This window comes from Promicromonospora sp. NFX87 (assembly GCF_048564965.1).
Classification (GTDB): domain Bacteria; phylum Actinomycetota; class Actinomycetes; order Actinomycetales; family Cellulomonadaceae; genus Promicromonospora.
On the sequence record NZ_CP183413.1, the window covers coordinates 5,652,443 to 5,679,003 of the forward strand.

Annotated in this window: 25 protein-coding genes; 8 read left to right on the plus strand and 17 right to left on the minus strand. The window is 71.3% G+C overall.

Annotated features, from left to right (window positions below; genetic code table 11):
• The first annotated feature begins 158 nt into the window (after positions 1–158).
• On the plus strand, positions 159–1,055 hold the full coding sequence (locus ACNYC2_RS25355) for an A/G-specific adenine glycosylase (RefSeq protein ID WP_419704402.1): 897 nt from the start codon (positions 159–161) through the stop codon (positions 1,053–1,055).
• 118 nt (positions 1,056–1,173) lie between these two features.
• Here ACNYC2_RS25355 and ACNYC2_RS25360 read toward each other — a convergent pair whose 3' ends face one another.
• Positions 1,174–1,710 (minus strand): amino-acid N-acetyltransferase, encoded by a 537-nt coding sequence (locus tag ACNYC2_RS25360; protein ID WP_419704403.1) that lies wholly within the window; start codon positions 1,708–1,710, stop codon positions 1,174–1,176.
• Positions 1,711–1,905: 195 nt separating this feature from the next.
• On the opposite strand from ACNYC2_RS25360, the gene ACNYC2_RS25365 reads away from it, so the two are divergent.
• From ACNYC2_RS25365 to glpK, 3 genes are all read left to right on the plus strand, one after another.
• Positions 1,906–3,651, plus strand: a complete 1,746-nt coding sequence (locus ACNYC2_RS25365; protein WP_419704404.1) for an FAD-dependent oxidoreductase — start codon at positions 1,906–1,908, stop codon at positions 3,649–3,651.
• Between the two features lie 104 nt (positions 3,652–3,755).
• A complete protein-coding gene (locus tag ACNYC2_RS25370; protein WP_419704405.1) occupies positions 3,756–4,487 on the plus strand; it encodes an MIP/aquaporin family protein in 732 nt (243 codons plus the stop codon).
• 49 nt (positions 4,488–4,536) lie between these two features.
• Positions 4,537–6,051 carry a glycerol kinase GlpK gene (gene glpK / locus ACNYC2_RS25375; RefSeq protein ID WP_419704406.1) on the plus strand — a complete coding sequence of 505 codons (1,515 nt, stop codon included), beginning with the start codon at positions 4,537–4,539 and terminating at the stop codon, positions 6,049–6,051.
• 111 nt (positions 6,052–6,162) lie between these two features.
• Here the strand turns inward: glpK and ACNYC2_RS25380 are convergent, their stop codons facing one another.
• The 4 genes from ACNYC2_RS25380 to ACNYC2_RS25395 are packed head-to-tail and all read right to left on the minus strand — an operon-like array spanning position 6,163 to position 8,328.
• Complete coding sequence (locus tag ACNYC2_RS25380) at positions 6,163–6,756, minus strand: TetR/AcrR family transcriptional regulator (RefSeq protein WP_419704407.1); 594 nt, start codon at positions 6,754–6,756, stop codon at positions 6,163–6,165.
• Entirely contained in the window at positions 6,740–7,450 is a 711-nt protein-coding gene (locus ACNYC2_RS25385) for a YqeB family protein (protein WP_419704408.1), read from the minus strand. The genes ACNYC2_RS25380 and ACNYC2_RS25385 overlap by 17 nt, the downstream gene beginning before the upstream one ends.
• A gap of 27 nt (positions 7,451–7,477) precedes the next feature.
• On the minus strand, positions 7,478–7,876 hold the full coding sequence (locus ACNYC2_RS25390; RefSeq protein ID WP_419704409.1) for a DUF86 domain-containing protein: 399 nt from the start codon (positions 7,874–7,876) through the stop codon (positions 7,478–7,480).
• On the minus strand, positions 7,873–8,328 hold the full coding sequence (locus tag ACNYC2_RS25395) for a helix-turn-helix domain-containing protein (RefSeq protein ID WP_419704410.1): 456 nt from the start codon (positions 8,326–8,328) through the stop codon (positions 7,873–7,875). The genes ACNYC2_RS25390 and ACNYC2_RS25395 overlap by 4 nt, the downstream gene beginning before the upstream one ends.
• A 70-nt stretch (positions 8,329–8,398) precedes the next feature.
• Here ACNYC2_RS25395 and ACNYC2_RS25400 point away from each other — a divergent pair, with 70 nt between their 5' ends.
• The gene (locus tag ACNYC2_RS25400; protein ID WP_419704411.1) at positions 8,399–9,697 is read left to right on the plus strand and encodes an alpha/beta fold hydrolase; all 1,299 of its coding nucleotides are present in this window, start codon (positions 8,399–8,401) and stop codon (positions 9,695–9,697) included.
• Between the two features lie 23 nt (positions 9,698–9,720).
• On the opposite strand, the gene ACNYC2_RS25405 is transcribed toward ACNYC2_RS25400, so the two are convergent.
• The 3 genes from ACNYC2_RS25405 to ACNYC2_RS25415 form a co-directional block, all read right to left on the minus strand.
• Positions 9,721–11,097 carry a hypothetical protein gene (locus tag ACNYC2_RS25405; RefSeq protein ID WP_419704412.1) on the minus strand — a complete coding sequence of 459 codons (1,377 nt, stop codon included), beginning with the start codon at positions 11,095–11,097 and terminating at the stop codon, positions 9,721–9,723.
• A gap of 149 nt (positions 11,098–11,246) precedes the next feature.
• Positions 11,247–11,861 (minus strand): hypothetical protein, encoded by a 615-nt coding sequence (locus tag ACNYC2_RS25410; protein WP_419704413.1) that lies wholly within the window; start codon positions 11,859–11,861, stop codon positions 11,247–11,249.
• 216 nt (positions 11,862–12,077) lie between these two features.
• Entirely contained in the window at positions 12,078–13,580 is a 1,503-nt protein-coding gene (locus ACNYC2_RS25415; RefSeq protein ID WP_419704414.1) for a helix-turn-helix domain-containing protein, read from the minus strand.
• A gap of 177 nt (positions 13,581–13,757) precedes the next feature.
• Between ACNYC2_RS25415 and ACNYC2_RS25420 the strand changes: the two genes are divergently transcribed.
• The gene (locus ACNYC2_RS25420; protein WP_419704415.1) at positions 13,758–15,671 is read left to right on the plus strand and encodes a phosphoenolpyruvate carboxykinase (GTP); all 1,914 of its coding nucleotides are present in this window, start codon (positions 13,758–13,760) and stop codon (positions 15,669–15,671) included.
• A 135-nt stretch (positions 15,672–15,806) separates the two neighbouring features.
• Here ACNYC2_RS25420 and trpS read toward each other — a convergent pair whose 3' ends face one another.
• On the minus strand, positions 15,807–16,940 hold the full coding sequence (gene trpS, locus ACNYC2_RS25425; protein ID WP_419704416.1) for a tryptophan--tRNA ligase: 1,134 nt from the start codon (positions 16,938–16,940) through the stop codon (positions 15,807–15,809).
• Positions 16,941–17,175: 235 nt separating this feature from the next.
• Between trpS and ACNYC2_RS25430 the strand changes: the two genes are divergently transcribed.
• Complete coding sequence (locus tag ACNYC2_RS25430; protein WP_419704417.1) at positions 17,176–17,682, plus strand: tRNA (cytidine(34)-2'-O)-methyltransferase; 507 nt, start codon at positions 17,176–17,178, stop codon at positions 17,680–17,682.
• A gap of 24 nt (positions 17,683–17,706) precedes the next feature.
• Here the strand turns inward: ACNYC2_RS25430 and ACNYC2_RS25435 are convergent, their stop codons facing one another.
• From ACNYC2_RS25435 to ACNYC2_RS25450, 4 genes are read right to left on the minus strand one after another with little or no spacing between them, the layout of a single operon-like run.
• A complete protein-coding gene (locus tag ACNYC2_RS25435; RefSeq protein ID WP_419704418.1) occupies positions 17,707–18,450 on the minus strand; it encodes a hypothetical protein in 744 nt (247 codons plus the stop codon).
• A gap of 42 nt (positions 18,451–18,492) precedes the next feature.
• The gene (locus tag ACNYC2_RS25440) at positions 18,493–19,161 is read right to left on the minus strand and encodes a ThuA domain-containing protein (protein WP_419704419.1); all 669 of its coding nucleotides are present in this window, start codon (positions 19,159–19,161) and stop codon (positions 18,493–18,495) included.
• Between the two features lie 28 nt (positions 19,162–19,189).
• Positions 19,190–20,161, minus strand: coding sequence for an NAD(P)-dependent alcohol dehydrogenase (locus ACNYC2_RS25445; protein ID WP_419704420.1), 972 nt, complete (start codon positions 20,159–20,161; stop codon positions 19,190–19,192).
• Positions 20,158–20,655 carry a nitroreductase family deazaflavin-dependent oxidoreductase gene (locus tag ACNYC2_RS25450; RefSeq protein ID WP_419704421.1) on the minus strand — a complete coding sequence of 166 codons (498 nt, stop codon included), beginning with the start codon at positions 20,653–20,655 and terminating at the stop codon, positions 20,158–20,160. Before ACNYC2_RS25450 ends, ACNYC2_RS25445 begins: the two co-directional genes overlap by 4 nt.
• A 105-nt stretch (positions 20,656–20,760) precedes the next feature.
• Between ACNYC2_RS25450 and ACNYC2_RS25455 the strand changes: the two genes are divergently transcribed.
• Complete coding sequence (locus ACNYC2_RS25455) at positions 20,761–21,513, plus strand: TetR/AcrR family transcriptional regulator (RefSeq protein WP_419704422.1); 753 nt, start codon at positions 20,761–20,763, stop codon at positions 21,511–21,513.
• 16 nt (positions 21,514–21,529) lie between these two features.
• Here the strand turns inward: ACNYC2_RS25455 and ACNYC2_RS25460 are convergent, their stop codons facing one another.
• The 4 genes from ACNYC2_RS25460 to ACNYC2_RS25475 all read right to left on the minus strand — a co-directional run bounded on the left by ACNYC2_RS25460 (position 21,530) and on the right by ACNYC2_RS25475 (position 26,272).
• A complete protein-coding gene (locus ACNYC2_RS25460; RefSeq protein WP_419707903.1) occupies positions 21,530–22,756 on the minus strand; it encodes an NAD(P)/FAD-dependent oxidoreductase in 1,227 nt (408 codons plus the stop codon).
• A gap of 211 nt (positions 22,757–22,967) precedes the next feature.
• Positions 22,968–24,023 carry an aldo/keto reductase gene (locus tag ACNYC2_RS25465; protein WP_419704423.1) on the minus strand — a complete coding sequence of 352 codons (1,056 nt, stop codon included), beginning with the start codon at positions 24,021–24,023 and terminating at the stop codon, positions 22,968–22,970.
• Positions 24,024–24,144: 121 nt separating this feature from the next.
• Positions 24,145–25,068 carry a glycoside hydrolase family 19 protein gene (locus ACNYC2_RS25470; RefSeq protein WP_419704424.1) on the minus strand — a complete coding sequence of 308 codons (924 nt, stop codon included), beginning with the start codon at positions 25,066–25,068 and terminating at the stop codon, positions 24,145–24,147.
• A 157-nt stretch (positions 25,069–25,225) separates the two neighbouring features.
• The gene (locus tag ACNYC2_RS25475; protein WP_419704425.1) at positions 25,226–26,272 is read right to left on the minus strand and encodes a LacI family DNA-binding transcriptional regulator; all 1,047 of its coding nucleotides are present in this window, start codon (positions 26,270–26,272) and stop codon (positions 25,226–25,228) included.
• Positions 26,273–26,561 lie beyond the last annotated feature (289 nt).

The following is a 26,561-nucleotide window of genomic DNA, read 5'->3' on the forward strand; positions in this document are numbered from 1 at the left end:
CAGCCACAAAGTACGGCGTCGTGCACCACCTCCGTGGCAGCCGCGCCGTCGAGTCGGTCATGTGTCCTGGTTCACGGGCTTTGTGTGGTCCGGTGCGAGCACCGCGCCGGCAGCTCCCGGCTTCGGCAGGGCGCACCGGTGCGGCAGGATGAGACACCGTGACAGCACGGGAAGCGACACGGCGTACCGAGGTGCGCTCCGGCGTCGTGCAATGGTTCGACGGCGCCGCGCGCGAGCTGCCCTGGCGCGCACCCGACCGGACGCCGTGGGGTGTGCTCGTCAGCGAGGTGATGCTCCAGCAGACCCCGGTCGTGCGCGTGGAACCCGCCTGGCACGCGTGGCTGGAGCAGTGGCCCACGCCCGCGGACCTGGCGGAGGCGCCGACCGCCGACGTGCTGCGCGCCTGGGGCCGGCTCGGCTACCCTCGCCGCGCGCTGCGGCTGCAGGAGTGCGCCAAGGCGATAGTCGAGCGGCACGACGGCGTCGTACCGCGGACCGAGGAGGAGCTGCGCGCGCTGCCCGGCGTCGGCGAGTACACGGCGGCCGCCGTCCTGGCGTTCGCCTACGGGAAGCGGTCGGTGGTGGTGGACACGAACGTGCGCCGGGTGCTCGCGCGGGCGGTCGGCGGGACCGCCCTGCCCGCGCCGTCGTACACGGCGGCCGAACGTGCCCTGGCGACCGCGCTCGCGCCGTCCGGCGACACGGAGGCCGCCCGCTGGGCCGCCGCGTCGATGGAGCTGGGCGCGCTGGTCTGCACCGCGAAGGCGCCGAAGTGCGGCGCCTGCCCGGTCGCGGGGCTGTGCGCGTGGCGACGCGCGGGCTCACCCCCGGACGCGCACGCCGACCGGCGTCGCACCCAGGCCTGGGCGGGTACCGACCGGCAGGCGCGCGGCCGGGTCATGGCCGAGCTCCGGCAGGCGGCCGAGCCCGTGGACCGGGCCCTTCTCGCGAGCCTGTGGCACGACCCGCTGCAGCTCGACCGTGCGATCTCCGGCCTGATCGAGGACGGCCTCGCGGAACAGGACGAGGCGAACCGCCTCCACCTGCCGAAGTAGAGCGCATGTCCGAACACCCGCTCTACATCACAACCACGTGTCTGCCGAAGTAGAGCGGGTGTCCGGACGCACGCTCTACTTCGGCAACGGGGACGGGTCAGTATGGGTGTGGTGCGGGTCAGAGTTCTAGGAGCATGCGGGAGTTGCCCAGGGTGTTGGGCTTCACGCGGGCCAGGTCGAGGAACTCGGCCACGCCCTCGTCGTACGAGCGCAGCAGCTCGGCGTACACCTCCGGCGTGACGGGCGTGCCGTCGATCTCCCGGAACCCGTGCGCGGCGAAGAAGTCGACCTCGAACGTCAGGCAGAACACGCGGCGGAGGCCCAGCGCGCGGGCCCGGTCGATGAGCCCCTCCAGCAGCGCGTGCCCCACCCGGCGGCCCCGCCAGTCGCGGTGCACGGCCAGCGTGCGCACCTCGGCGAGGTCGTCCCACATCACGTGGAGCGCCCCGCAGCCGACGGCGGCCCCGCCCGCGGCGCCGGCGGCCGGGTCGGTCGCCACCAGGAACTCCTGGACCGCCTCGTAGTACCCCACCATCTCGTACGGCCGGAGGATGCGCTCCTGGCTGAGCGGCTCGACGAGATCGCGGATGGTGCGCACGTCGGCGGGAAGGGCGGGTCGGATCACGGGCGCGGTCAGCGACTCGGATGTCGTCACGCCGACACACTACGGCGGGAGCCGCGGGCCGTGCCCGGAGCCCTCACCAGGCGGGCATACCAGCCCACGACCTAGGCGGGCAGACCAGACGAATCGAAGGGCGAATCGGAATGTGAGCAAGAGAACCTCCCAACACACCCCACCTCACAGGGCAAAGGTGTTGCCAAGTGACGGAATGCGTGGTGAGTTTGGCGCATGGCATCCACACGGCTGACCGCAGACGCGAGAACACAGGCGCTGGCCGCACTGGAAGCCAGCGTGAGTCCCTCGGCCGAGCTCGACGTACTGGTGATCGGGGGCGGCGTCACCGGCGCCGGAATCGCGCTGGACGCCGTCACGCGCGGCTTGTCCACCGCCGTCGTCGAGGCTCAGGACTGGGCGCAGGGCACCTCCAGCCGCAGCAGCAAGCTGGTCCACGGCGGGCTGCGCTACCTGCAGATGCTCGACTTCGAGCTCGTCCACGAGGCCCTCACCGAACGAGACCTCCTGCTCCGGGACCTCGCACCGCACCTGGTGCGACCGGTCCCGTTCCTGTATCCGCTGGAGCACCGCGTCTGGGAGCGCGCCTACGTGGGCGCCGGCATCCTGATGTACGACGTGCTCGCGACGCTCACGCCGGGCCGCCGCCCGATGCCGTTCCACCGGCACCTGAGCAAGAACCAGATGGAGGCCAAGTTCCCGGACCTGGCGCACGACGCCGCGGTGGGCGCCGTCCAGTACTGGGACGCCTCGGTCGACGACGCCCGCCTCGTCGCGACCCTGATCCGCACCGCGGCGAGCTACGGCGCGCACGCCGCGAGCCGCACCCAGGTGGTGAGCCTGACGCAGGGCGCGACCGGCGCGGTGAACGGCGCGGTGGTCGTGGACCTGGAGACGGGCAAGGAGATCACCGTCCGGGCCCGGTCGGTCATCAACGCGACAGGCGTGTGGACAGAGGAGACCGAGGCCCTCGCGGGTTCCGAGGGCGGGCTCCGGGTGCTCGCCAGCAAGGGCGTGCACCTCGTCGTCCCGCGGGAGCGCATCCGTGGCAACGCCGGGCTGATCCTGCAGACGGAGAAGTCCGTGCTGTTCGTCATCCCGTGGAGCCGGTACTGGATCATCGGGACCACCGACACCCCGTGGAGCCTCGACCCGACCCACCCGGTCGCGACGAGCGCCGACATCGACTACGTGCTCGACCACGCCAACGCCGTGCTGGCCCACCCCTTGACCAGGGAAGACATCATCGGCACCTATGCGGGCCTGCGCCCGCTGCTCCAGCCGGGCACCAAGGCCGGCACGAGCAGCGCGAAGGTCAGCCGCGAGCACACGGTCGCCTCGCCGACTCCGGGTCTCACCGTGATCGCCGGCGGCAAGCTGACGACGTACCGGATCATGGCCAAGGACGCCGTCGACTTCGCGATCGGGCAGCGCTCCGCCGCGCTCCCCTCGATCACCCACCAGATCCCGCTCACGGGAGCCGTCGGGCTGCGGGCCGTGCAGCGCCAGGCGCGCACGTGGGGCAAGCGGTTCGGCTGGGCTCCCCCGCTGCTCGACCACCTGCTGCACCGGTACGGCGCGAACCTCGCCGAGATCGTCGAGCTGTGCGACGCCGACCCCACGCTCGCCGCGCCGCTCGAGCACGCCCCGGCCTATCTCCGCGCCGAGGCCCACTACGCCGTCAGCCACGAGGGCGCCCTCCACCTGGAGGACGTGCTGGCGCACCGCACACGACTCGTCTACGAGATCGTGGACCGAGGCACGGAGGCGGCCGCGGAGGTCGCGTCCGTCGTCGCGCCACTGCTCGGCTGGGACGCCTCCGACGAGGAGCGTGAGGTCCGCGCGTGGCAGGCGCGGATCGAGGCCGAGCGCCATGCCGAGGAAGCACCCGACGACGAGGCTGCCGAACAGGCACGCCTCGCTACCCCAGACGTGGCTGCCATGCAGCCACTCCGAAACTAAGGATCCCCGAACACCACTACCAGATTGCCGACGGGCTACCGCAGAGGCACCGCCGGGTTCACCCCCGTACGCCGACAGAGCTGTCGGCAGAAAGCGAGTCAGTGATGAACGCATTCACGGACATCATGGTGCCGGAGTTCCTCGGCACGATGATCCTGATCCTGGCCGGTGCCGGTGTCGTCGCCAACGCGATCCTGCCCAAGACCAAGGGGTTCAACGGCGGCTGGCTGATGATCAACTTCGGCTGGGGCCTCGCGGTCTTCGCCGGCGTGTTCGTCTCGATGAAGTCCGGGGCGCACATCAACCCCGCGGTGACGCTCGGCATCCTGTCGAGCGGCGCCGAGGAGTTCGCCGAGGGTGTCCCCGCCAACTTCGTCAACATGATCTTCTACTGGGTCGCCCAGCTCGTCGGCGCCTTCGTCGGCGCCGTCCTGGCGTACCTGGCGCACAAGCAGCACTTCGACCTGGACGCCGATCCGGCCGTCAAGCTCGGCGTCTTCTCCACGGGCCCGGAGATCCGCTCGTACGCGTGGAACTTCGTCACCGAGGTCATCGCCACGTTCATGCTGGTCTTCGTGATCCTGTCGTTCGGCAACTCGCCCGTCGACCTGGGTCCGCTCGCGGCCGCCCTCCTCGTCGTCGGTATCGGCGCAAGCCTCGGTGGCCCCACCGGGTACGCCATCAACCCGGCGCGTGACTTCGGCCCGCGCATCGCACACTTCGTCCTGCCCATCCCGGGCAAGGGCTCCAGCGACTGGGCCTACTCGTGGGTGCCGGTGGTCGGGCCGCTGGTAGGCGGTGCGCTCGGCGGCCTGGTCGCGGCCGCCGTCGCCTGATACGACGCGGCACACAAGCAGACTGAAACAGACAAGGGAGTCAACACCGATGGCTGACTACGTACTCGCGATCGACCAGGGCACCACGAGCACCAGGGCGATCGTGTTCAACCACGCCGGGACCATCGTGTCCACCGGCCAGCTCGAGCACGACCAGATCTTCCCCAAGGCCGGCTGGGTGGAGCACAAGCCCGACCAGATCTGGGACAACACCCGCCAGGTCGTCGCGCTCGCGCTCACCAAGGCGAACCTCAACCACACCGACCTCGCCGCCGTGGGCATCACGAACCAGCGCGAGACCACTGTGGTCTGGGACAAGACGACCGGCAAGCCGGTCTACAACGCCATCGTGTGGCAGGACACGCGCACGCAGGCCATCGTCGACGAGCTGGCCGGGTCCGAGGGCGGGGACAAGTACAAGGCGATAGTCGGCCTGCCGCTGGCCACCTACTTCTCCGGCCCCAAGGTGAAGTGGATCCTCGACAACGTCGAGGGCGCGCGCGAGGCCGCCGAGCGCGGTGACCTCCTGTTCGGCAACACCGACGCGTGGGTCCTGTGGAACATGACCGGCGGGCCAGACGGCGGCGTGCACGTCACCGACGTCACGAACGCGTCGCGCACGATGCTCATGGACCTCGACACGCTGTCCTGGCGCGAGGACATCGCCGCGGACATGGGCATCCCGCTCTCGATGCTGCCCGAGATCCGCTCCTCCTCCGAGGTGTACGGCAAGGGCCGCCCGCGGGGGATGGTGCCCGGCGTGCCGATCTCCGGCATCCTCGGCGACCAGCAGGCGGCCACCTTCGGGCAGGCCTGCTTCGACGTCGGTACCGCCAAGAACACATACGGCACCGGCAACTTCATGCTGCTCAACACCGGTACCGAGAAGGTCCCGTCCGAGAACGGCCTGCTCACCACCGTCTGCTACAAGATCGGCGACGCGGCTCCGATCTACGCCCTCGAAGGATCCATCGCCGTCACGGGATCGCTGATCCAGTGGCTTCGCGACAACCTGGGCCTGTTCCACGACGCCCCCGACGTCGAGTGGTACGCCCGCAAGGTCGAGGACAACGGCGGCGCCTACTTCGTGCCCGCGTTCTCCGGCCTGTTCGCGCCGTACTGGCGGCCCGACGCCCGCGGTGCGCTCGTCGGCCTGACCCGGTACGTCAACCGGAACCACATCGCGCGGGCCGCGCTGGAGGCGACGGCGTTCCAGACCCGCGAGGTGATGGACGCCATGAACGCCGACTCCGGCGTGGACCTCACCGAGCTCAAGGTCGACGGCGGCATGGTCGCCAACGAGCTGCTCATGCAGTTCCAGGCGGACCAGCTCGGGGTACCCGTCATCCGGCCCGTCGTCGCAGAGACGACGGCGCTCGGCGCGGCGTACGCGGCGGGCATCGCTGTCGGGTTCTGGAACGGTGAGGCGGACGTGATCGCCAACTGGGCCGAGGACCGGCGGTGGGAGCCTTCGATGGAGGAGGAAGAGCGCGAGCGTCAGTACCGGAGCTGGAAGAAGGCCGTGACGAAGACGTTCGACTGGGTGGACTCCGACGTCCACTGACCTACGGACTCGGCGAAGTAGAGCGTACGTCCAGGACACACGCTCTACTTCGCCGAGCATCTGGTTGCGGGGTAGAGCGTGTGTCCGGACACCCGCTCTACTTCGCCGGGCTCAGGGGGACAGGAAGCGGCGGGCCGTGTCGACGAGGGTTGGCTTCTCCGCCTGCGCGGTGAAGTGCTCCTCGTCGGCGATGCGGCCCAGGAAGCCGTCGGTGAGCAGGTAGAGCCATGAGGTGATGCGGGCCGGGGTGAGGTCGGTCCGGATCTGGCCCGTCTGCTGGGCCTTCACCACCCAGGGCAGGAGCAGGTCGCGTTGCGTCCGGGCGTCCTCCTCGAGCTTGGCGGCGACGTCCGGCTGCTGCATGACGCCGCCCACCGCGCGGACGAAGCCCGGCATCCGCGGGTCCGCGGCGTCGTCCGCGCCGCGTTCGACGATGTCGAGCAGCACCCCGAGCGGGTCGGTGCGGCCCGCGTAGAGCTCAGCCTGCTCGCGCACCTCCTCCGTGCCGAGCGTGAGGATCGCGAGCAGCAGCTCCAGCTTGGTCGGGAAGTAGTGGAAGAACGTGCCCGACCCGATGCCCGCCCGCCGGCAGATCTCGGCGGTCGTGGCGCCGTCGTACCCGCGCTCGGCGAAGACCGTCAGGGCGGCGTCGATGATGACCAGCCTCCGCGCCTCGTGGCGGGCCGGGTCAACGGTCCGTGCCACGCGCACCCTCGTCCGCCGATGCGACCCGGCGCACCTGGATCCGGTCGTCACGGACACGTGCCACGAGCCCGAGCGCGGCCAGGTCGTCGTCCGCCTTGCGGAGGCCCGCGGAGTCCTTGCGGTCCTCGAGCCGACGGCGGAGCGCCTCGCTCTCCGCGGCGGTGAACCCGGGGCGGCCGTCGAGCCAGCGCTCGAACCCTGCCTCGTACGGGTCCGCGTCGCGCCACGGCCAGCGGTGCTGCTCCAGGGCGGCCCGGACCTTGGGCCAGGACAGGGTGTCGGCGTCGAGCCGGGCGCGGAGGCCGCCGTCGGGCCGCAGGAGCACGAGGTACCTCGTGTCGCGGAACGCGGCGCCGACGTCGGACCGCTCGATCCACACCTCGCGCTCCTCCTGCCGGTGTTCCAGGTGGTCGTCCGCGACGCTCAGGGAGGGCGCCTCGCCCACTGTCATGAAAGCGATGAACGCGCCGCCGAGCAGGCCGAGCCCGCCCAGGATGCCGAGGGTCCAGGCCAGCGGCATCGACTCGACGAGCTCGATCAGCCTGGGCACCGGCAGCGGCGTCGCCTCGATCAGGCCGGCGAGGCCGGCGGCCAGGGCGGAGGCGAACCAGCCGAGCACGAGGCCGATCACGAGCACGCCCAGGCCGAGCAGGACGGGTAGCGCGGGGTGCTGGCGCACCTCTGTGGTCGTCATGGACCCATTATTAGAGTACGCACTCCACTAATGCAACGAGTTTTGCTCGGGATCAACCAGCTCAGCGACCATCCGGGGCACGCGGTTCTCCAGCGCTCGCCACACGAGCTCGTCGTCCACACCGTCGTACACGTGGGCGATCAGGTTCCGCATGCCCTTGAGCGCCTGCCAACCGACGTCGGGATGCAGCCCCCGGAACCATTCCGGGAGCCGCTCTGCCACCGACGCGATGTTCAGCACTATGTGCTCGCCGAAACCCCTGCTCCGCTCGCCGTCGAACGTCCGGGCAAGATAGGCCTCCCGCCCTTCGGAGACCAGCTGACGTGCTTGCTCACCGAACCGGGACAGGTCTGCGAGATACCGAGCCACCTTCTCGCGGTCGGCCGCGCCCTCGCCGCCGACGGGCGCTGCGTCGGTACCGGTCACAGCGGGACCGCCTCTGCGACCGCGCGGGCGACGGCGGGTCCGCGCGCGTCGTCCGGAACCACATCGACGTGCACACCGAGCGTGTCCTCCAGCGCCTCGGCGAGCATCGCCTTGTCGAAGATGTCGAAGTCCGCCGGGGTCGTGACCAGCAGGTCGACGTCCGACTCCTCGGTGTCCTCGCCGCGCGCCACGGAACCAAAGACGCGTGGGTTCGTGACCTGGTACCGGCCGAGCACCTCCCGGACCTGCTCGAGCGCGTTCTCCAGCAGGATCGACGGCCGCACCCGCAGAGCGGCATCGAGCCGAGCACGGGTCTCCAGCGCGGGACTGCGGACACCATTCTCGATCGCGGCTATCGCCGGCTGCGATGTTCCGGATCTCGCCGCCAGCTCGCGCTGGGTCAGACCGGCACGCAGACGCCGCGTGCGCAGATCCGTTCCGTAGTTGCTCATGGGCCGATTATATCGACCTGTGATCAAGGCTCCCTGTTGAAGGATCAGCCCGCACCGATAGCGTGACCCCGTGCCCATCAGCTACACCCTTCCCGGCGTCCACATCACCGACCACTCCGTCGACGTCCCGCTCGACTGGTCCCAGCCCGACGGCTCGCCGACGATCTCCGTGTTCGCCCGTGAGCTCGTCGATCCCACGCGCCGCACCGAGGACCTGCCCCTCCTCGTGTTCCTGCAGGGTGGCCCCGGCGGCAAGAGCCCGCGCCCGACCGGCCCGGACGGCTGGGTGGGCACCGCGCTGAAGCGGTTCCGTGTGGTGCTGCTGGACCAGCGCGGTACCGGACGCTCCAGCGCGGTCCGGGCGGCCGTGCTCGGCGACCTCGGCACCGCCGAGGAGCAGGCGGAGTACCTCAGCCACTTCCGCGCGGACAACATCGTGCGCGACGCCGAGCACGTCCGGAAGACGCTGTTCGACGGCCGCCGCTGGACCTCGCTGGGCCAGTCCTACGGCGGGTTCATCACCATGACCTACCTGTCGTTCGCGCCCGAGGGCCTGAACGCGTGCTTCGTCACCGGTGGCCTGCCGGGCCTCACGGCGTCGGCCCGCGAGGTCTACGAACGCACCCAGCCACGCGTGGTCGCCAAGAACGAGCAGTTCCGCGCGCGCTACCCGCATGCGGTGAAGACCCTCGGCCGCATCGCCGACCGGCTCTCCACCGGCAGCGTGCCGGAGCCGGGCGGCGATGTCCTGACCACCCGCCGGTTCCAGACGCTCGGCATGGACCTCGGCATGCAGCCCGGGTTCGAGCGGGTGCACTGGATCCTCGACGAGGCGTTCGACTCCCCGCACGGCGGCCCCCTGACCGACACGTTCCTCGCGACGGTCGCGGCCGAGACCTCGTTCGCGACCAACCCGCTGTACGCGGTGCTGCACGAGTCGGTCTACGCCCAGTCCCACACCGGCCCGACGGCGTGGGCCGCCCAGTCGGTGCGCGACGCCGACCCGGCCTTCGCCGAGAGCGCCCGGCCGCTGCTGCTGACCGGCGAGATGATCTACCCCTGGATGTTCGCCGAGATCAGCGCCCTGCGCCCGTTCGAGGCGGCCGCGCACGCCCTCGCCGAGCGGCAGCACTGGCGCGACCTGTACGACCTGCACCGCCTCGCCGAGAACGAGGTGCCCGTGGAGGCCGCCGTGTACTTCGACGACATGTTCGTGGACTCGGCGCTCTCGCTCGAGACGGCGGCGCACGTGGGGAACGTCGAGCCGTGGGTCACCAACGAGTTCGAGCACGACGGCCTGCGTCTGGGCGACGTCCTGTCCCGGCTGCTGGACCGCCTGGACGCCCGGGGCGGGCCGCTCCGCGACTGAGACGGAACGAGCCGCCGGAACGATCAGTACGTGTAGGTGTTCAGGGCGCCCACCGCCCCGCCCGGGTTGCCGACGTCATACCGGTCGACCGCCACGAAGTTCGGCTTCTTGCGGGCGGCCGGCTGGCAGAACCGCTGGGCACGGTTGAGCAGCCGTTCGTTGTCGGTGCGAGCGGTCCCTTCGACGGGCACGTCCCGGAAGTGGTTCATCACGTAGAGCGGCCGGAACGTCGGCCCGGTCCGCGTGAGCGGGATGTTGGTCCCGGCGTCGTACCAGCGGCTGTAGCAGGACCAGTCGGAGGCACCGACGCCCGGACCCATCGACCAGTAGTTCTCGACGGTCCACTCACGCTGATAGAGCACGCCGAAGCTCTCCCGAGTGAGGCCGGCGGCCTCGTCGGCGGACCGGCTGTGGTCACTGAAGATCAGCAGGCGGTCGTTGTCCGCGACCAGGCGGGCCATCGTGGGCCACCCGTTCTCCCGGACACCGGTGAGGTCGGGGCGGTAGAGCACGTCCGACAGTCCCGCGACGCGCTGGAGCTCGCTCCGCAGCACACCCGGGTCCACGTAGTCCTCGAGGAACACCGTGACGAACTGGTCCGGGTTGGCCGCCAGGAAGTCGACCATCCGCTGGAGGTCGACCCACAGCGCGACCGGCCTGCTGACCAGGGTGCAGCTGTTGTGGCAGAGGATCGCGCCGTCGGGGGTCTGGTGGATGTCGAGCTGGAAACCACGCACGCCGTCGGCGAGCTGCTGGTTGATACCGCGGTTCTGGTTGGGCGCGAGGTTGATGAACGGCGGCGCGAACCCACCATCCACCCCGTTCGCGTAGGCGTTGTGCGCCGTGAGGAACGACATCTCGTCAAGGGTGCGCTGGTCGGCGGGTGGCATCGGGTCGGTCACCGGGCCGACCGGGGTCAGGTACCACTCCGCGAGCGTCCCGCTGCCGCCGACCCCGAGCTGCACCGGATAGTTCTGGCCGCTCGGCCTGGCACCGACGGTGAGGTAGCTCTCGGCGCCGGGTGCCTTGAGCCGGTAGCGGTCGCCGCCGATGCCGACGACCTCCCAGACGGCGTCCGACGCTGCGCAGCCCACGGTCCGGGCCGCGCCACCGGACCGGCCCAGGCAGGCACCCGCCGCAGCGACGTCCTCCAGGACGTAGGCGGATCCGGCCTCGCGGAGGGTCCACTGCTGGTGGTCCTCGTTGCCCTTGGGCTGGTGCTGCTCGACGGCACCCGCGGCCGCAGAGGCGTTGAGCCCGGTGACGGCGCTCTGCACGTAGTAGACCCCGGCGGGCGGAGCGGCGGCCGAGGCGGCCTGCGTGGGGACCGCGCCGGCGGAGGCGGCCGCGACGGCCGCAAGTGCTGCGGCGACGGCGAGCAGCGTTCGGGAGGTTCTCATCAGGCGGGGACCCTTCCTCGGGACTGCATGGCTCGAGGACCGATCAGCACGGGCATCGGTCGGGTGAATCACACCAGGTGCACACGTGCGGTGTCATCAGTAGTTCCCCCAACGATCCGCCGACGACGGCCCGGCCGCCGACGGTGCACTCAGCCGCGCAAGGCCGGCACCGAGGCGACCACGTAACCGTCCGCCTCGACGACGTCGCCCGCTCCGAGCTCCGGCTTGCCCGCCGGGACGCAGAGCGTCACCTGGAAGCCCGCCGTCTGCACCCGTGCGGCGGTGAACCCCTGGCCGGTGCGGCCGACGGAGCGCTGCTCGATCGCGAGCACGACGCCGGTCAGGTGGGCGGTGGCGTCGGTCGACAGCGCGTACGCCCCGGTCGGCTCGAAGCTCAGGTCGGGCACGCCGTCGTCGGCCCGGCCGAGCACCTGGACGGAGTTGCCCAGCACGACGATCGACACGGGACCCTCGACCGGCGACGACGCCGAGCCGAGCAGGGCGAGCTCCTCGAGCTGGCAGGCGATCTCGGTGATGACCTCATCGTCCCTGTTCACGAGCTCGGCGAGCACGAGCCCGCCGTCGACGGCCTGGGGCTCGGAGATGATGGCGCCGGGCGCCGCGTAGAACGTCGGCGTGACCACCCGGACCAGGTCGCCCTCGGTGGTGATGATCAGGCGGGCACCGGACGCGTCGGTCCAGATGTGCACGCCGACCTCACCGTCCTTGGCGATGGTCTCCGCCTCGGCACGAGCGGATGCCACCAGGTCGCGAAAGTCGCTACGTCGCCAGACGTCCAGTCCGATGCAAGCCAGGTTCGATGCCACGGTTGCCTACGCTAACCCGGAGCCGCGCAGACGACGCGGCGAAAACTCCGGACTTGTCAGACCAACGCGTACGTGTCAGACGCACAGGTCTCTCGGGTGACGTGTGCGTCTGACACGTCCGGCCACGTCTGACAGCTCCGGCGCGAGCGTGGTTCACGCGGGCGCGTGCTTGTCCAGGAACGCGTAGACCTCTGCGTCGTCCACACCGGGGAACGCGCCGCGAGGCAGTGCGGCGAGGATCTGCTGGTGCATGCGCCCGGACGGCCAGGCCTCGCCCGACCAGCGTTCGGTGAGCTCGGGGGCCGGACGCTGGCAGCACGCCGGGTCCGGGCACGTGGAGACCCGCCGCACCTGGGTGGCCCGCCCGCGGAACCACTTGGCGTGCGCGTACGGCACGCCGACCGTGATCGAGAAGGCGCCGGACCCGCCGTCCGGCCCGCCGGACGGCGACATCGAGCCGGTCTGGGTGGAGCACCAGAAGGTGCCGGCCGGTGTGTCGGTGTACTGGTAGAACTCCGTGGCCCGGTCGCGCCGCTCGAACGCCTCGCGCGCCGCCCACCGCCGGCAGATGAGCTGCCCCTCGATGGCTCCAGTGACGTCCTGCGGGAAGGGGAGGCCGTCGTTCGCGTAGCCCCGGAACAGCGCGCCGTCGGCGCCGACCCGCAGAAAGTGCAGCGGGATGCCGAGGTGGTGCGTCGCGAGGTTGGTGAGCCGCATCGCGGCGGCCTCGTGCGTGATGCCGAACGCGTCCCGGAAGTCCTCCACCGCCAGGTCCCGGTCCCGCTTGCGCGCCTCCAGGAACGGGACAGCCACGAACTGCGGCGCGAGACACGCGGCCGCGAAGTACGTGATCTCGACCCGCTGGCGCAGGAACTCGCCGTAGGAGCGCGGCCGGTCGTGCTCCAGCACGCGGTGGGCGAGCGCCTGCAGCGCGAGGGACCGCAGCCCGTGCCCTCCGGGGGTCGACGCCGGGGGCAGGTAGATGCGTCCGTTCCGCAGGTCGGTCACCGAGCGGGCGGACCGCGGCAGGTCGTCCACGTGCAGCAGGGTGAAGCCCATCTGCTCCGCCATCCGCGCGACCGTGCGGTGCGTCAGCGCGCCGCCCGTGTACCCGGCGGCCTTGACCAGCTGTTCCGCGACCGCCTCGAACTGCGGGTAGTGGTTGTCGCGCGCCTCCCGCTCCAGACGCAGGTCGGTGTTGGCGCGGCGCGCCTCCTCCGGCGTCGCGATGGCGAGCTGCTCGCGCCGCGCCAGCTCCTCGTGCAGGCCCACCAGCTGCTCCAGCACGGGCATCGGTAGCTTCTGGCTGGGCTTGACGGCGGGCACACCGAGGGTGGTGAACAGCGGTCCGCGCTGGGCCCGGTCGAGCGCGATCTCCAGGGCCGCGCGGCGCGACGGCGGCTCCGCGCTGAGCAGCTCGCTCATCGGCACGCCGAAGGCTTCCGCGATCGACCGCAGGAGCCCGAGGCGTGGTTCACGCCGCCCGTTCTCCACGAGCGACAGCAGGCTGGGCGCCGAGCCGACCTTCTCGCCGAGTGCGTCGAGGGTGAGCCCGTGCGCGGTGCGCAGGTGCCGGATGCGGCGCCCCAGGGTGATCAGGTCGGTCTCACCGCGCGCTGACGTCTCGTTCGAGCCCGGCACGTCGCCTCCGTCCATTCGTGTGATGGCCGTCACCCGGAGACGTCCGGGACAGACCAACAGGAACCCACTCCTTCACAGTACGTGAAGATCGGCGATTCTTGACAGCCCGAGGACTGGAATTCGGGCGGATCAACACACAAGAGTGGAAACAAGCCCGCCACCGTGGCCAGCCGTACGACGATCGGAGCGCACATGTCCGTCCTCGCGAACCCCCGCCGAACCCGGCTCGTCGCCGAGCTCGTCGCCGACATGACGACCGGCCAGGGCTCCAGCACGTCCTCCGAGGCACGGCTGCGCGCCGTGCCGCCCGTCGGAGAGCAGGATGTGCGCGCCTGGGTGGCGAGCGTCGCCGAGCTCACCCAGCCGGACGAGATCATCTGGTGCGACGGCTCCGCCGCGGAGAAGCAGCGCCTCATCGACCAGATGCTGGCGGCGGGCACGCTCCTCGAGCTCAACCAGGAGAAGCGTCCCGGGTCGTACCTCGCCCGCTCCAACCCGGCCGACGTCGCCCGGGTCGAGTCCCGCACGTTCATCTGCTCGCAGGACGAGGAGGACGCCGGTCCCACCAACAACTGGGTGGCCCCGGACGCCATGCGCGCCGAGCTCAAGGGCGTGTTCGAGGGCTCGATGAAGGGCCGCACGATGTACGTGGTGCCGTTCTCCATGGGTCCGGTCGGCGGCCCGATCTCGCAGGTGGGCATCGAGATCACCGACTCGCCGTACGTCGTCGTCTCGATGCATGTCATGACTCGGGTGTCCGCCGAGATCCTGGACCTCATCGACGCCGGGCAGCAGTGGGTCCCCGCGGTGCACTCCGTGGGCGCACCCCTGGCCGACGGCGAGACCGACGTCCCCTGGCCGTGCAGCGACACCAAGTACATAGTCCAGTTCCCGGAGACCCGGGAGATCTGGTCGTACGGCTCCGGCTACGGCGGCAACGCCCTGCTGGGCAAGAAGTGCTTCGCGCTGCGGATCGCCTCGGCGATGGCGCGCGACGAGGGCTGGCTCGCCGAGCACATGCTGCTCATCCGCATCACGTCGCCCGAGCAGCGCCAGTACCACCTGGCCGTCGCCTTCCCGAGTGCGTGCGGCAAGACGAACCTCGCGATGCTGCAGCCCACCATCCCGGGCTGGAAGGTCGAGACCCTCGGCGACGACATCGTGTGGATGCGCCCCGGCCCCGACGGCACGCTGCGCGCCATCAACCCCGAGGCCGGCTTCTTCGGCGTCGCGCCGGGCACCGGCATCGACACGAACCCGACCGCCGTCGCGACCTTCGACCGCGACACGATCTTCACCAACGTCGCGCTGACCGACGACGGCGACGTCTGGTGGGAGGGCCTGACGGCCGAGGCGCCCGAGCACCTCATCGACTGGCAGGGCAACGACTGGACGCCCGCCTCGGACAAGCCGGCGGCCCACCCGAACTCCCGCTTCACCGTGGCCGCCGCCCAGTGCCCCACCATCGCGGACACCTGGGAGGACCCGGCGGGCGTGCCGGTCGACGCGATCGTCTTCGGCGGTCGCCGCGCCACCAACGTGCCGCTGGTCGCCCAGTCGTTCGGCTGGGAGCACGGCGTGTTCATGGGCGCCACCATCTCGTCGGAGCGCACGGCCGCCGCCGAGGGTGCGCTCGGCGAGCTGCGCCGCGACCCCTTCGCGATGCTCCCGTTCTGCGGCTACAACATGGCCGACCACTGGGCGCACTGGCTCGAGGTGGGCGCGGGCATCGAGGAGTCGAAGCGCCCGCGGATCTTCCAGGTCAACTGGTTCCGCAAGGGCGACGACGGCCGCTTCCTGTGGCCCGGCTTCGGCGAGAACTCGCGCGTCATCGAGTGGATCGTCGGCCAGGTCGAGGCGGGGCGCGGCCTGCGGCCCGACACCTCGGTGGCCTCCCCCGTGGGCAGCCTGCCCGCCCCGGGCACGCTGAACCTGGACGGCATCGACGTGCCGGACGCCGACCTGGCAGCCCTCTTCGACGTCCCGACGGAGCCGTGGCTGGCCGAGGCCGAGCTGACCGAGGAGTTCTTCGCGCAGTTCGGTGACCACACCCCGGCCGCGCTGCGCACCCAGCTCGACGCCCTCAGGGAGCGTCTGGCCCGCTGACTTCGGGCGGTCGACGGCGCGACGCTCATGGGTGGCTACCCCGTCGCGCCGTCGACCGTCCGAACCACGTTCCCCGGCCGGGTTATTGAGGCATCCCGGCCGGGGATCTCTTCCGCCCGCGGCCCGTTCAGCAGGTCAGTACCGCATTCCCATCAGGTCGCGGACCTCGTCTAGGGTGCGGTCCGCTATGGCGTTCGCCCGGGCGTTGCCCGTGGCGAGTACCTCGGCGAGGTACCGCGGTCCCGCTGAGGCGAGCTCCCGGCGTCGGGCGCGGAGCGGGCGCAGGCCCTCGACCACCGCCTCGCTGACGATGTCCTTGAGCCGCCCCGCGCCGGCCGAGCCCATCTCGTCGGCGAGCGTCTCCGGCGCCGTCCCCGTGAAGTGGGCGCCGATCTGGAGGAGGTTCGCGATCTCGGGCCGCCGGTCCGGCTCGTAGGTGATGACGCGGTCGGGGTCGGTCCTGGCCCGCTTGAAGTACGCCACGGTCTCGTCCGCCGAGGCGCGCAGCTCCAGCGCGTTCCCGCGCGACTTCGACATCTTGGCTCCGTCATTGCCCAGGATCGTGAGGGACCGCGCGATGAGTGCGTCAGGCTCGGGGAAGTACGGCTGCGCGGCGGAGTACCGCTGGTTGAACCGGCGGGCCACCATCCGGGTGGTCTCGAGGTGCGGTAGCTGGTCCTCGCCGACCGGCACGAGGTTGCCGTGGCAGAACAGGATGTCGGCGGCCTGGTGCACCGGGTACGTGAACAGCAGGCCGCTCGACCCTCGCCTGCCCCGCTCGGCCGCGACTGCCGCCTCGGCCTTCACCGTGGGGTTGCGCTCCAGCTCGGCGACCGTGACCAGGGACAGGAACGGCAGCAGGAGCTGGTTCAGCGCGGGCACCGCCGAGTGCGTGAAGACGGTGCTGCGCTCCGGGTCGACTCCCGCGGCGAGGTAGTCGAGCAGCACCTCGCGGACGGTCGCGGGCAGGTCCCCGGCGTCGTCCCGGTCAGTGATGACCTGGTAGTCGGCGACGATCAGGAACACCTCGACGCCCAGGTTCTGCAGGCGCACACGGTTCTCGACGGTGCCGAGCAGGTGGCCGAGGTGCAGCGCGCCCGTGGGGCGGTCCCCGGTCAGGACCCGGTACTCCCCCGGGTTCTGAGCGATCCGGCTCTCCAGGACAGCGCTGCGTTCGCGGGCCGCCGCCGCGGACCGGGTGGTGCTGCGCGGTTCGCGGGGTGTGCCCGACGGCGGGGTGGTCGCCTCGGGCGTGGTGGTGACGGACATGTGGGTCTCCTTCGGTCAAGGAGCTGCCCACGCACGGCGTCGGGCACAGAGAAGTCCCGGGCTGCGGCGAGCAGCTCGGGACTTCTGTGCGGGTGGGCGCGTCAGGTCACGGCTGCGAGTGCAGCCGCCACCAGCTCAGCCCGTGCGTCATGCGCCCAGGTTATGCGGACGTCCAGGGCTGGGCAATGCCCACGGGCGGGACGGCGCTCCGCCGTCGGGCAGCGAGAATGGGTACGTGCCGCACTCCGCCGATGCCCCCGCGCTGCCAGAGACCCCGCTCGCCCACGTCGTGTACTTCGAACCGCGCATCCCGGGGAACACCGGGTCCGCGATCCGGCTCGCGGCGGTCACCGGGGCCCGGCTGCACCTGGTGGAACCGCTCGGCTTCGACCTCTCGGAGGCCAAGCTGAAGCGCGCGGGCCTCGACTACCACGATCTCGCCGTCATGGACGTGCACCCGTCGCTGGACGCGACGCTCGACGCCCTGCCGGACGCGCGCGTCTTCGCGTTCACCACCCGGGCCACCACACGGTTCACCGACGTCGAGTACGGACCCGGCGACGTCCTTCTGTTCGGGCCGGAGCCCACCGGCCTGCCGCCCGAGGCGCTCACGCACCCGCGGATCACCGACGAGCTGCGGATCCCGATGCTGCCCGGGCGCCGGTCGCTCAACCTGACGAACGCGGCGTCGATAGCGGTGTACGAGGTGTGGCGGCAGCTGGGTTTCACCGAGGGGGCGTGACGGGCGGGCGATCGCAGACGTGCGCTAGTGCCGGACGACGAGCACGCGGCCGGGCGCGAGCTCGTACCTCCCGGGCCGCACGCCGGGGCTCGCCGCACCCGCCTGCGCGACCACCGTGACCGGCGGTTCGGCCACCAGCCGGTCCGACGTCGGGAACCACGTGCGGCCCGGGCTCACCAGGATGAGCATGCCGTCGACGTGCCCGGCCGGGCTGAACGTCGCCGAGCCGTCCGGGTAGCGGCCGATGCCGGCGTCGGTGAGCCGGTCGGCGGTGCCTGCGACGTCGGGCACCGCGATGCCCACCTCGCTCACGGAGAGCAGGTCGCCGGGGCCGAACGGGGCAGACTGGGTGCCGGGCACGTGCGGGCTTGAGGCCTTCGCCCCCGACGCGTGCCCGGCACCCAGGTTCGAGGGCAGATCACGCCGCGCGATAACTTCCAGGACCGACCTGTCCGGACCGGCGAAGTAGAGCGACCGTGCGTTCCAGGCCGACTGCGCCTCGAACTCCGTGCGGTCGCCGTCGCCCAGCAGCCCTGGACCTGCAGCGAGGAAGGCCCGGGCCGCGTCGAACCGCGCGTCGTCGATGAGGAAGGCGTAGTGCTGGTCGCCCTCGGCGTCGACGTCCTCCCGGAACCGGATCACCGATCGGCCGACGGTGACCTCCACCGCGCCGATCTCCTTCCGCACCGGTAGGCGAAGGACCGTCTCGTAGTACGCGGCGGTCTCCGCGGTCGATCGGGTGGTGGTGTCGACGCTCATGATCTGCATGCGGCCAGCCAACAACCTGAACGTTGGTTGAGGTCAACCCCGCTACGAGAGCAGCCAGGACGCCGAGCGGCGCAGCAGCTCCTGGTGTCCCGCCGAGGCGTACGAGCGCGCGTCGTGGCCCAGGGCCGAGTACACGCTGCGTCCGCCGTGCGCGTCATTGACCCACAGGATCGGCTGCTCTGCGCCGTCGTCGTCCGGGGTGGTGCCGAGGATCCGCGTGGCCGGGGCCACCTGCAGGCGGCAGTAGCGCTCGTCGAAGGCCTCGACGGCGTCGAGACCCTCCGTGACCGGGTGCCCCTGCGCCAGCTCGAACCGCGCCTTGCCGATGGGCGGGTGCATCGACTCCCCCGGCACCCAGCGGCCACCGAGCACCGCGGACCAGTCGGGCGCGTCGTAGAACGTGTTCGCCGCCTGGTGCAGACCGAGCACCGCTCCCCCGGCCCGCGCCCAGCCCGCCAGCCGGGCGTGGAAGGCGAGCCATTCGTCGTCGGCCCCGTCGAACTCGGGGTCCCGGCGGCCCGAGCCGCTGTTCACGACCAGCAGGTCCACGGAGTCCAGGTCGTCCAGCGCGTCCCGGAAGAGCCCCCGGACCTCGACCCCGCCCAGGTCACCGACGATGCCGGCGACCACGTGCGACGTCGCGGCGTGGTCGTGCCAGGGGTCCTCGTAGCGTCCGCGGCCGGCCAGGATGAGGATGCGCTTCGTCGTCACGACGCGATCCTGCCACGACGCCCGTCGCCTACGGCACCACCAGGATCTTGCCTCGCGCTGCTCCCGACTCGAGGTGCCGGAACGCCTCGACGGCGTCGTCGAGCCCGTAGCGCCGGTCGATCCGGGGCAGCACGTCGCCGGCGACGAGGAGCCGGGCCAGCTCGCCCAGGTCAGCCCGCTGGTTGGGACGCCAGAAGAACGTGGACATCCGGGTCCCGGTCAGCCTGCCGACAACCGGACCCAGGAGTGCCTTCTCCGCGAACGAGCTGATCCGTCGCGCGATCAGCACGTACCGCCCGCCCGGGGCCAGCGACCGCCGGAGCGCTACCAGGGACCGGGTGTCGGCGATGTCGAGGACGACGTCGAACCGCCGGTCACCCCGCACGAAGTCCTCGCGGGTGTAGTCGATCACCTCGTCCGCACCCAGCTCCCGGAGGAAGTCGAGCTTGTCACCGTGATCGACGGCGGTCACCACGGCTCCGCGCACCTTCGCCATCTGCACGGCGAACGGCCCCACGCAGCCGCCCGCCCCGTTGACCAGCACCCGCTCACCCGGCCGGATCGGCTCGGTGGCCCGCAGGCTCTGCAGCGCGAGCGTCCCCGAGTGCGGCGCGGTGGCGGCGACGTCGAACGACAGGGCGTCAGGCAGCGGTGACAGGGCCGACGCCGGGACGCGCACCCGGTCGGCCAGCGCGCCGTGCCCGAGGTCGAACAGGTCGGCCCAGACCCGGTCGCCCCGCCGGAGGCTCGTCACGTCCGGCCCCACTTCCTCGACCGTCCCCGCCACGTCGACCCCTACCCGGCGGTTGGTCGGCCGGACGAGGCCGGTGCCGAGGCGGGCGAGGCGCGGGACGCCGAGCAGGTGATCGAGGTCCGCCATGTTCAGGGAGGCGGCTGCGACCCGGACGACCACCTCGCCGGGGCCCGGGACCGGGTCCTCGACGGTCGTCACCCGGAGGATGTCGACAGGGCCGTACTCGTCCCGGAGCACCGCCCTCACGTGGTGCCGCCCGAGGTGACAGGCACCCGCCGGAGCGCGAGGAAGTCGGTGACACCGAAGAGGCGCGCGACCCCCCGGTCACGCCTGGACAGGTAGGGCAGGGCCTCGGCCGGTTCCACGACCTGCGGGGCCACCTGGTGCGTCTGCCCCTCGACCCGCAGCTCCGCGGAGCCCGCCGCACGGATGTTCCGCAGCCAGTCCACGTCCGGTCCGTACGGGAGGTAGACGAGGAAGTCGTCGTCCATCGGATACACGCCGATCGGTGTCGCGTACGGCGCGCCCGAGCGTCGGCCGACGTGGCGGATCACCGCGGCGGACGCGCCGGGCTCGCCTGCTGTCCGCAGCTCGACGGGGCGGCCGAACCGCTTGCTGAACCTGCGGATGGCGCTGAGCCCGCGGCGGTTCTTGGTGCGCATCGACACCACGAGGGCCAGGAACCCAGCGAGTGCCACCACCAGCAGCCCCACGACCACCCAGAGGATCCAGGTCCACATGACGTCCACCTTCTCGAAGAGACTTACGGTGTAAGCCTTACGTCGTAAGGTAGGCCGGTGCGCCCGAGCCCGTCAAGGGTTCTGCCGACGTAGGATCGCGAGACCATGACTTCACCCAGGACGACGGGCACGGCCCCACGAAGCGCCCTCACGCGCGCCCGGGTGCTCGAGTCGGCGGTCGCTCTGGCCGACCGCGACGGCCTCGGGGCGCTCACGATGCGCAGCCTCGCCCGCGAGCTGGGGATCGAGGCGATGTCGCTCTATCACCACGTCGCCAACAAGGAAGACCTGCTGGACGGCGTGGTCGACGTCGTCGCGGCGGAGATCCAGGACGCCGTCGGCCGGCTGGAGCCCCTGGCCGACGACGCGCCCCGGTCGTCGTGGAAGCCGGCGATGCGCTGGCAGATCCTCACGGCCCGGGCGGTGCTGCTCCGCCACCCGTGGGCGTCGACCGTCCTGGAGACCAGGAAGTCCTTCAGCCTGCACGTCGTGCGGTACTTCGACTCGCTGATCGGGCTGATGCGGCGTGGCGGCTTCTCGTACGACCTGGTCCACCATGCGATGCACGCGCTGGGGAGCCGTGCGCTCGGCTTCTCCCAGGAGCTCTTCGAGCCCGACGGCGCCACGGCGGGCTCGGCGGCCGGCGGCGGCGCCAAGGAGGGCGCCGACGACGCCGCCACCGCGATGCTCATGCAGATGGCCGAGCAGGTGCCGCACATGGTCGAGATGCTCGCCGCCGTCAGCCACGACGACGGCGACCCCACCCTCGGCTGGTGCGACGACCAGACCGAGTTCGAGTTCGGCCTGGACATCATCCTCGACGGGCTCGACCGGCTGGCCGAGCGCGAGAGGCACTGACCTGGATCAGCGCAGCTCAGCGCAGGGGGTCGAACGGCCGGATCTCCTCCGGCACCTGGCCGGTGGTGATCAACGCCGCCAGCGCCCGGCCCGTCGCCGGGCCGAGCACCATGCCCCACATGCCGTGGCCGCCGGCCACGTAGACGCCGGGTGCGGCCGTCCGGCCCACGAGCGGCAGCCCGTCGGGCGTCACCGGCCGGGAACCGACCCACTCGTCCTCGCGGGAGTCCAGGTCCACACCCTCGAACAGGCCTCGGACGGAACTCACTATCGCGTCGACGCGGGCGGGCTGGAACGGCTCGTCGGGCCCGCGGAACTCCATGGTCCCGGCGATCCGCAGCCGCCCCTGGTACGGGGTGCAGGCCACGCGCCTGGCCGGGAAGTAGACCGGGTGGTCGATCAGCGGGCCCGACACGGGCACGCTGAACGAGTAGCCCCGTCCCGCCTGCACCCGGGTCCGCACCCCGAACCGCTGCGCCAGCTCCGGGAGCCACGCGCCCGTGGCGAGCACCACGGCGTCGGACGTCACGGCGTCGTGTCCGTGGACCGCTGTCTCGACGCCGCCCGGAACCACGCGGACACCCTCGACCCGGGCGTCCGAGAGCACCTTCGCGCCGCGCGCGCTGACCGACGTCGCGAGGGCCTGCACGTAGGCCCCCGGATCGATGTACCGCTGACCCTCGAGCGTCCAGGTCGACTGCACCGCCCGGGAGAGGTGCGGCACGCGGACGCCGTCGGGCATCCTCGAGAGGCGGACCTCCTGACCGGCCTTGGCCACGCCGCGCAGCTCGTGCACGAACGGGCGCGACTCCCGCTCCCGCTCGAACCCGACCACCCAGCGGCTCGGGTGCGACGTCGCGTGCACGCCACCGGCCTCGAGCTCGTCGTACGCCTCGAGCGCGAGCCGGTCGATCGGGGTCAGGGCCGCCATGGCGCGCTGCCACGCGCCGTGCGTCGCGTTCGCCATGAAGCGCGCGAGGAACGCCCACAGGGCGCCGTCGAACCGGAACGGGACGCTGAGTGCCGCGCCAGGGTCGAGCATCGCCTTGGGTCCGTAGGCCCAGAGCGACGGGTCGGCCAGGGGCATCGCCATGCCCGGGGTGAGCCAGCCGGCATTGCCCCAGGACGCACCGGACGCGACGCCGTGCCGGTCGAGGACCGTCACCTCCACGCCGCGTTCCTGCAGGTGCCAGGCGGTCGCGAGGCCGACCATGCCGGCTCCCACGACTGTCGCGGTCTTCATCTCGGACACGCTCGTACTCCTTCTCTCCAGGGCCGTAGTACCCCTCCCCGTCGAGCGGTGAACCCTCCCATCGTCGCGCCACGGGATCGATTCGGCGCGACAGCTCAGTGAAGTGCGGTGAAACGTGTGGTGTGGATTCGCTGCACACGGGCCGGCGTCGGGCAGACACGCCTGGTGTCTGACGGGCGCCGGCCTGGTGTCGGGTGTGGCGTCAGGCGAGGGGCTGCGCCAGGGGCTCGATCGCCGCGATCTCGTCCTCGGTGAGGGGGCCCGCCGAGAGCGCCGCGACGTTGTCCTCGAGCTGCGCCACCGACGACGCGCCGATGAGCGCCGAGGTGACGCGCGTGTCGCGCAGGACCCAGGCGAGCGCGAGCTGCGCGAGGGTCTGGCCGCGTCCCTCCGCGATCTCGTTGAGCGCCTTGGCCCGGCCCAGGTAGTCCTCGGTGAGCGCGCCGGACGAGAGGAACGGCGAGTCCGAACGGGCCGCACGAGATCCCTCGGGCGCCGCACCCGCGAGGTACTTGTTGGTCAGCAGGCCCTGCTGCAGCGGGGAAAACACGATGGTCCCGACGCCCAGCTCACCGACGACGTCGAGCAGCGACTCGCTCTGCCTGCCGTCGTACGCGTCCTCGTGGGCGGGGTTCTCGATGTGCCGGTTCAGCATCGAGTAGGACGGCTGGTGGATGAACAGCGGGACACCCAGGTCGCGGAGGATCTGCGCCGCCTCACGTGTCCGTGCCGGCGAGTAGTTCGAGACGCCGACGTAGAGCGCCTTGCCCTGCTGGACCGCCGACGCGAGCGCGCCCATGGTCTCCTCGAGGGGCGTCGAGGGGTCCGGCCGGTGGTGGTAGAAGACGTCGACGTAGTCGACGCCCATCCGGGCGAGCGACTGGTCCAGGGAGGCGAGGAGGTACTTGCGCGACCCGTGGTCGCCGTACGGGCCGGGCCACATGTCGTAGCCGGCCTTCGTCGACAGGATCAGCTCGTCGCGGTAGGGCTTCAGGTCGGCGGCGAAGTGCCGGCCGAAGTTCTCCTCGGCGGACCCGTACGGCGGGCCGTAGTTGTTCGCCAGGTCGAAGTGGGTCACGCCCAGGTCGAGCGCCCGCCGCAGGATGGCCCGCTGGGTGTCGAACGGGCTGGTGTCGCCGAAGTTGTGCCAGAGCCCCAGGGACAGTGCGGGCAGGTCCAGGCCGGAGCGGCCGGTCCGGCGGTAGGTCATGGTGTCGTAACGGTCCTCTGCTGCGAGGTACCGGGGTGCGAGAGGCATGCGCCCATCGTGGCACGCCGAGCTCCGAGCCCCCGCACCTGTCAGAAACCCCCGCACGTGTCAGACGCTCAGGTCACTCGGGTGACCGGAGCGTCTGACACGTGGGGTTGAGCCTTGGGGGTCAGCAGTAGAGGTTGCCGCCCGGGTCCACGCCCAGCGCGCTCGTGAAGCGCAGGTACGTGTCGACGCGGCTCTGCACCTGGGCGGGGTTGCCGCCGTTGCACTCGATGCTGCCGTTGATGCTGCGGATGGTCTCGCCGAAGCCGCGGCTGTTCACGATCGCCGCGTGCGGCGTCATGGTGCCCGGGCCGTTCTGGGTGTTCCAGTACCAGAGGCCGGTCTTCCAGGCGATCGCCGCGTCGGTCTGCACCAGGCGCGGGTTGTTCAGCAGGTCGATGCCGAGCGCGTCGCCCGCCGCCTTGTAGTTGAAGTTCCAGCTGAGCTGGATGGGGCCCTTGCCGTAGTACTGGTCACGGCCCGCCGGGCAGCCGTAGGGCTGGGACAGGTCGCAGTAGTGCGGGTAGTTCGCCGTGTTCTGCTCGACGATGTGCACCAGGCCACCGGTCTCGTGCGAGACGTTGGCGAGGAACGCGGCGGCCTCACGCTTCTGGATGGTCTCGCTGCCGCTGTTGGCGAAGCCCGGGTAGGCGCTGAGCGCGGCGACGAGCCCGGAGTATGTGTAGAACGAGTTCCGGTTCGGGAAGAACTGGTTGAACTGGGCCTGGCTGACCGGGAAGTCCTCGGTGCCGGGCGGGTCGACGGGCGGCTCGCCGCCGCCGTCGCAGGTGCCGGTGCGCTCCCACACGCCCCACTCACCGGTGGTGCCGGGCGTCTCGCCCTGCGTCCACCACTTGGCCCGCCATGCGGCGCCGGCGTGCGTGACCTGGTTGCCGCCGACGTAGACGGCGCCACTGCTCCAGGCAGCCGCGCTGCAGCTGGCCACAGCGGCCTGGGCTGCCGGGGCGGGTGCCGCGGCTGCTGCTCCTGGCGCCAGGAGCGCAGCGACGAGAGCAGCGATCAACAGCGGTGCGCGACGAGATCTCACGGGGAACCACCTCGCTTCCGGTTCGGGGTCGTCGGGCTTCGACGACCGATTTGTTCAGGAACCTAGCAAGGTCGTGGTCGCGGGAGAGTGAGGGATTTCCACACGAACGACTCGTACGTGGTGGACGGCGAACCGGGAGCACCCCGAGGCCGCCCCCTCACGCCGAGTCGCGGACCACCAGGATCGGCTCGAAGATCGCCGAGCGCACCATCGGCTCGTCGGCGTCGATCTGCTCCAGCAGCATGCGCGCCATCTCCTCCGCCATCTTCTCCACCGGCTGGCGCACGGTCGTGAGCCGGGGCCGGGTCTGCACCGCCACCGGACTGTCGTCGAACCCGACGATCGCCACGTCCTCGGGCACCCGCCGGCCGTGGGCCTGCAGCACGTGGATGGCGCCCTGGGCCATGAGGTCGTTCGAGACGAAGACGCCGTCGAGGTCCGGCGTAGCCGCCAGGAGCGCCGCCATCGCGACCTCACCGCTCTCGAACGTGAAGGATCCCTCGACGCTCGGGACGAACGCGTGGCCGCGCCGGGCCGCGGCGTCACGAAAACCGTCGAGCCGGTCCCGGGCGGACGGGACGTCGACCGGCCCCGAGATCACCCCGAGCCTGCGGCAGCCCCGGTCGAGCAGGTGGTTCGCCGCGAGACGGGCGCCGTCCGCGTTGGCCAGGTCCACGTAGCTCGCCGGGATCGCGTGGCCCGGCCTCGCGAAGAGCACTATCGGGCTCCCGGTTCCCAGCAGTTCCTCGGGCAGCGGGTCGTCGGCGTGCGTCGACACCAGCAGCGCGCCGTCGGCATTGCCGAAGCGCAGGTAGGAGACCACCTGGGCGCGCGTCTGGTCGTTGTCGGCGAACATCAGGACGGGGTGCACGTCGTGCGGCCGGAGCGTCCGGACGAGAGATCCGACCACCCGGCCGAAGAACGGGTCGGAGAAGACGCCCGACAGGTCCAGCTCGGTGTCCGGATCGGCGTCGGCACCCGAGATGACGACGGCGACGGTGCCCGTACGGCGCGTGACCAGGGAACGCGCCGCGCGATTGGGCACGTAGCCGGTCTCGGCGACGGCCTCCAGGACCACCTCCTGCACGGCGGGCGCGACCTTGCGCTTGCCGTTGATCACGCGGGACACGGTCGCGCGGGAGACGCCGGCGACCTTCGCCACGTCCTCCAGAGTCGGCGCCGGACGCCGCAGATCCTTGCTCACAGGCTGACGTTAACAGAGTAAGAGCGCTCTCCCATGGACCTTGGCCGGGTGACATGGCGATCGATCGGGTCGCGTCGGTGCCGTCGTAAAACTGAACTAAATCACCTCGGAGGGCATTAAGAACCACGAAAGACAACCGGAAGCACAGCGCCCCGGCCCTTGACGTCTCGCCGAGACCGGGTCAAGTATTGGCAGCGTAAGAGCGCTCTCCCAGATCGCGACGCACCGGAGCGACGCGAAGGCAGGCTCAACGACGACCCCGCCCCGGCCCCGCACCCGGCCGATGAGC

Bases quoted from the DNA above. Each gene is read 5' to 3' on its own strand.
- glpK (WP_419704406.1), top strand. From the start codon at position 4,537: ATGGCTGACTACGTACTCGCGATCGACCAGGGCACCACGAGCACCAGG.
- ACNYC2_RS25465 (WP_419704423.1), bottom strand. From the start codon at position 24,023: ATGCCTCTCGCACCCCGGTACCTCGCAGCAGAGGACCGTTACGACACC.
- ACNYC2_RS25385 (WP_419704408.1), bottom strand. From the start codon at position 7,450: ATGACGACCACAGAGGTGCGCCAGCACCCCGCGCTACCCGTCCTGCTC.
- ACNYC2_RS25370 (WP_419704405.1), top strand. From the start codon at position 3,756: ATGAACGCATTCACGGACATCATGGTGCCGGAGTTCCTCGGCACGATG.
- ACNYC2_RS25405 (WP_419704412.1), bottom strand. From the start codon at position 11,097: ATGAGAACCTCCCGAACGCTGCTCGCCGTCGCCGCAGCACTTGCGGCC.
- ACNYC2_RS25415 (WP_419704414.1), bottom strand. From the start codon at position 13,580: ATGGACGGAGGCGACGTGCCGGGCTCGAACGAGACGTCAGCGCGCGGT.
- ACNYC2_RS25450 (WP_419704421.1), bottom strand. From the start codon at position 20,655: ATGTGGACCTGGATCCTCTGGGTGGTCGTGGGGCTGCTGGTGGTGGCA.
- ACNYC2_RS25395 (WP_419704410.1), bottom strand. From the start codon at position 8,328: ATGAGCAACTACGGAACGGATCTGCGCACGCGGCGTCTGCGTGCCGGT.
- ACNYC2_RS25455 (WP_419704422.1), top strand. From the start codon at position 20,761: ATGACTTCACCCAGGACGACGGGCACGGCCCCACGAAGCGCCCTCACG.
- trpS (WP_419704416.1), bottom strand. From the start codon at position 16,940: ATGTCCGTCACCACCACGCCCGAGGCGACCACCCCGCCGTCGGGCACA.
- ACNYC2_RS25460 (WP_419707903.1), bottom strand. From the start codon at position 22,756: ATGAAGACCGCGACAGTCGTGGGAGCCGGCATGGTCGGCCTCGCGACC.
- ACNYC2_RS25435 (WP_419704418.1), bottom strand. From the start codon at position 18,450: ATGCAGATCATGAGCGTCGACACCACCACCCGATCGACCGCGGAGACC.
- ACNYC2_RS25365 (WP_419704404.1), top strand. From the start codon at position 1,906: ATGGCATCCACACGGCTGACCGCAGACGCGAGAACACAGGCGCTGGCC.
- ACNYC2_RS25420 (WP_419704415.1), top strand. From the start codon at position 13,758: ATGTCCGTCCTCGCGAACCCCCGCCGAACCCGGCTCGTCGCCGAGCTC.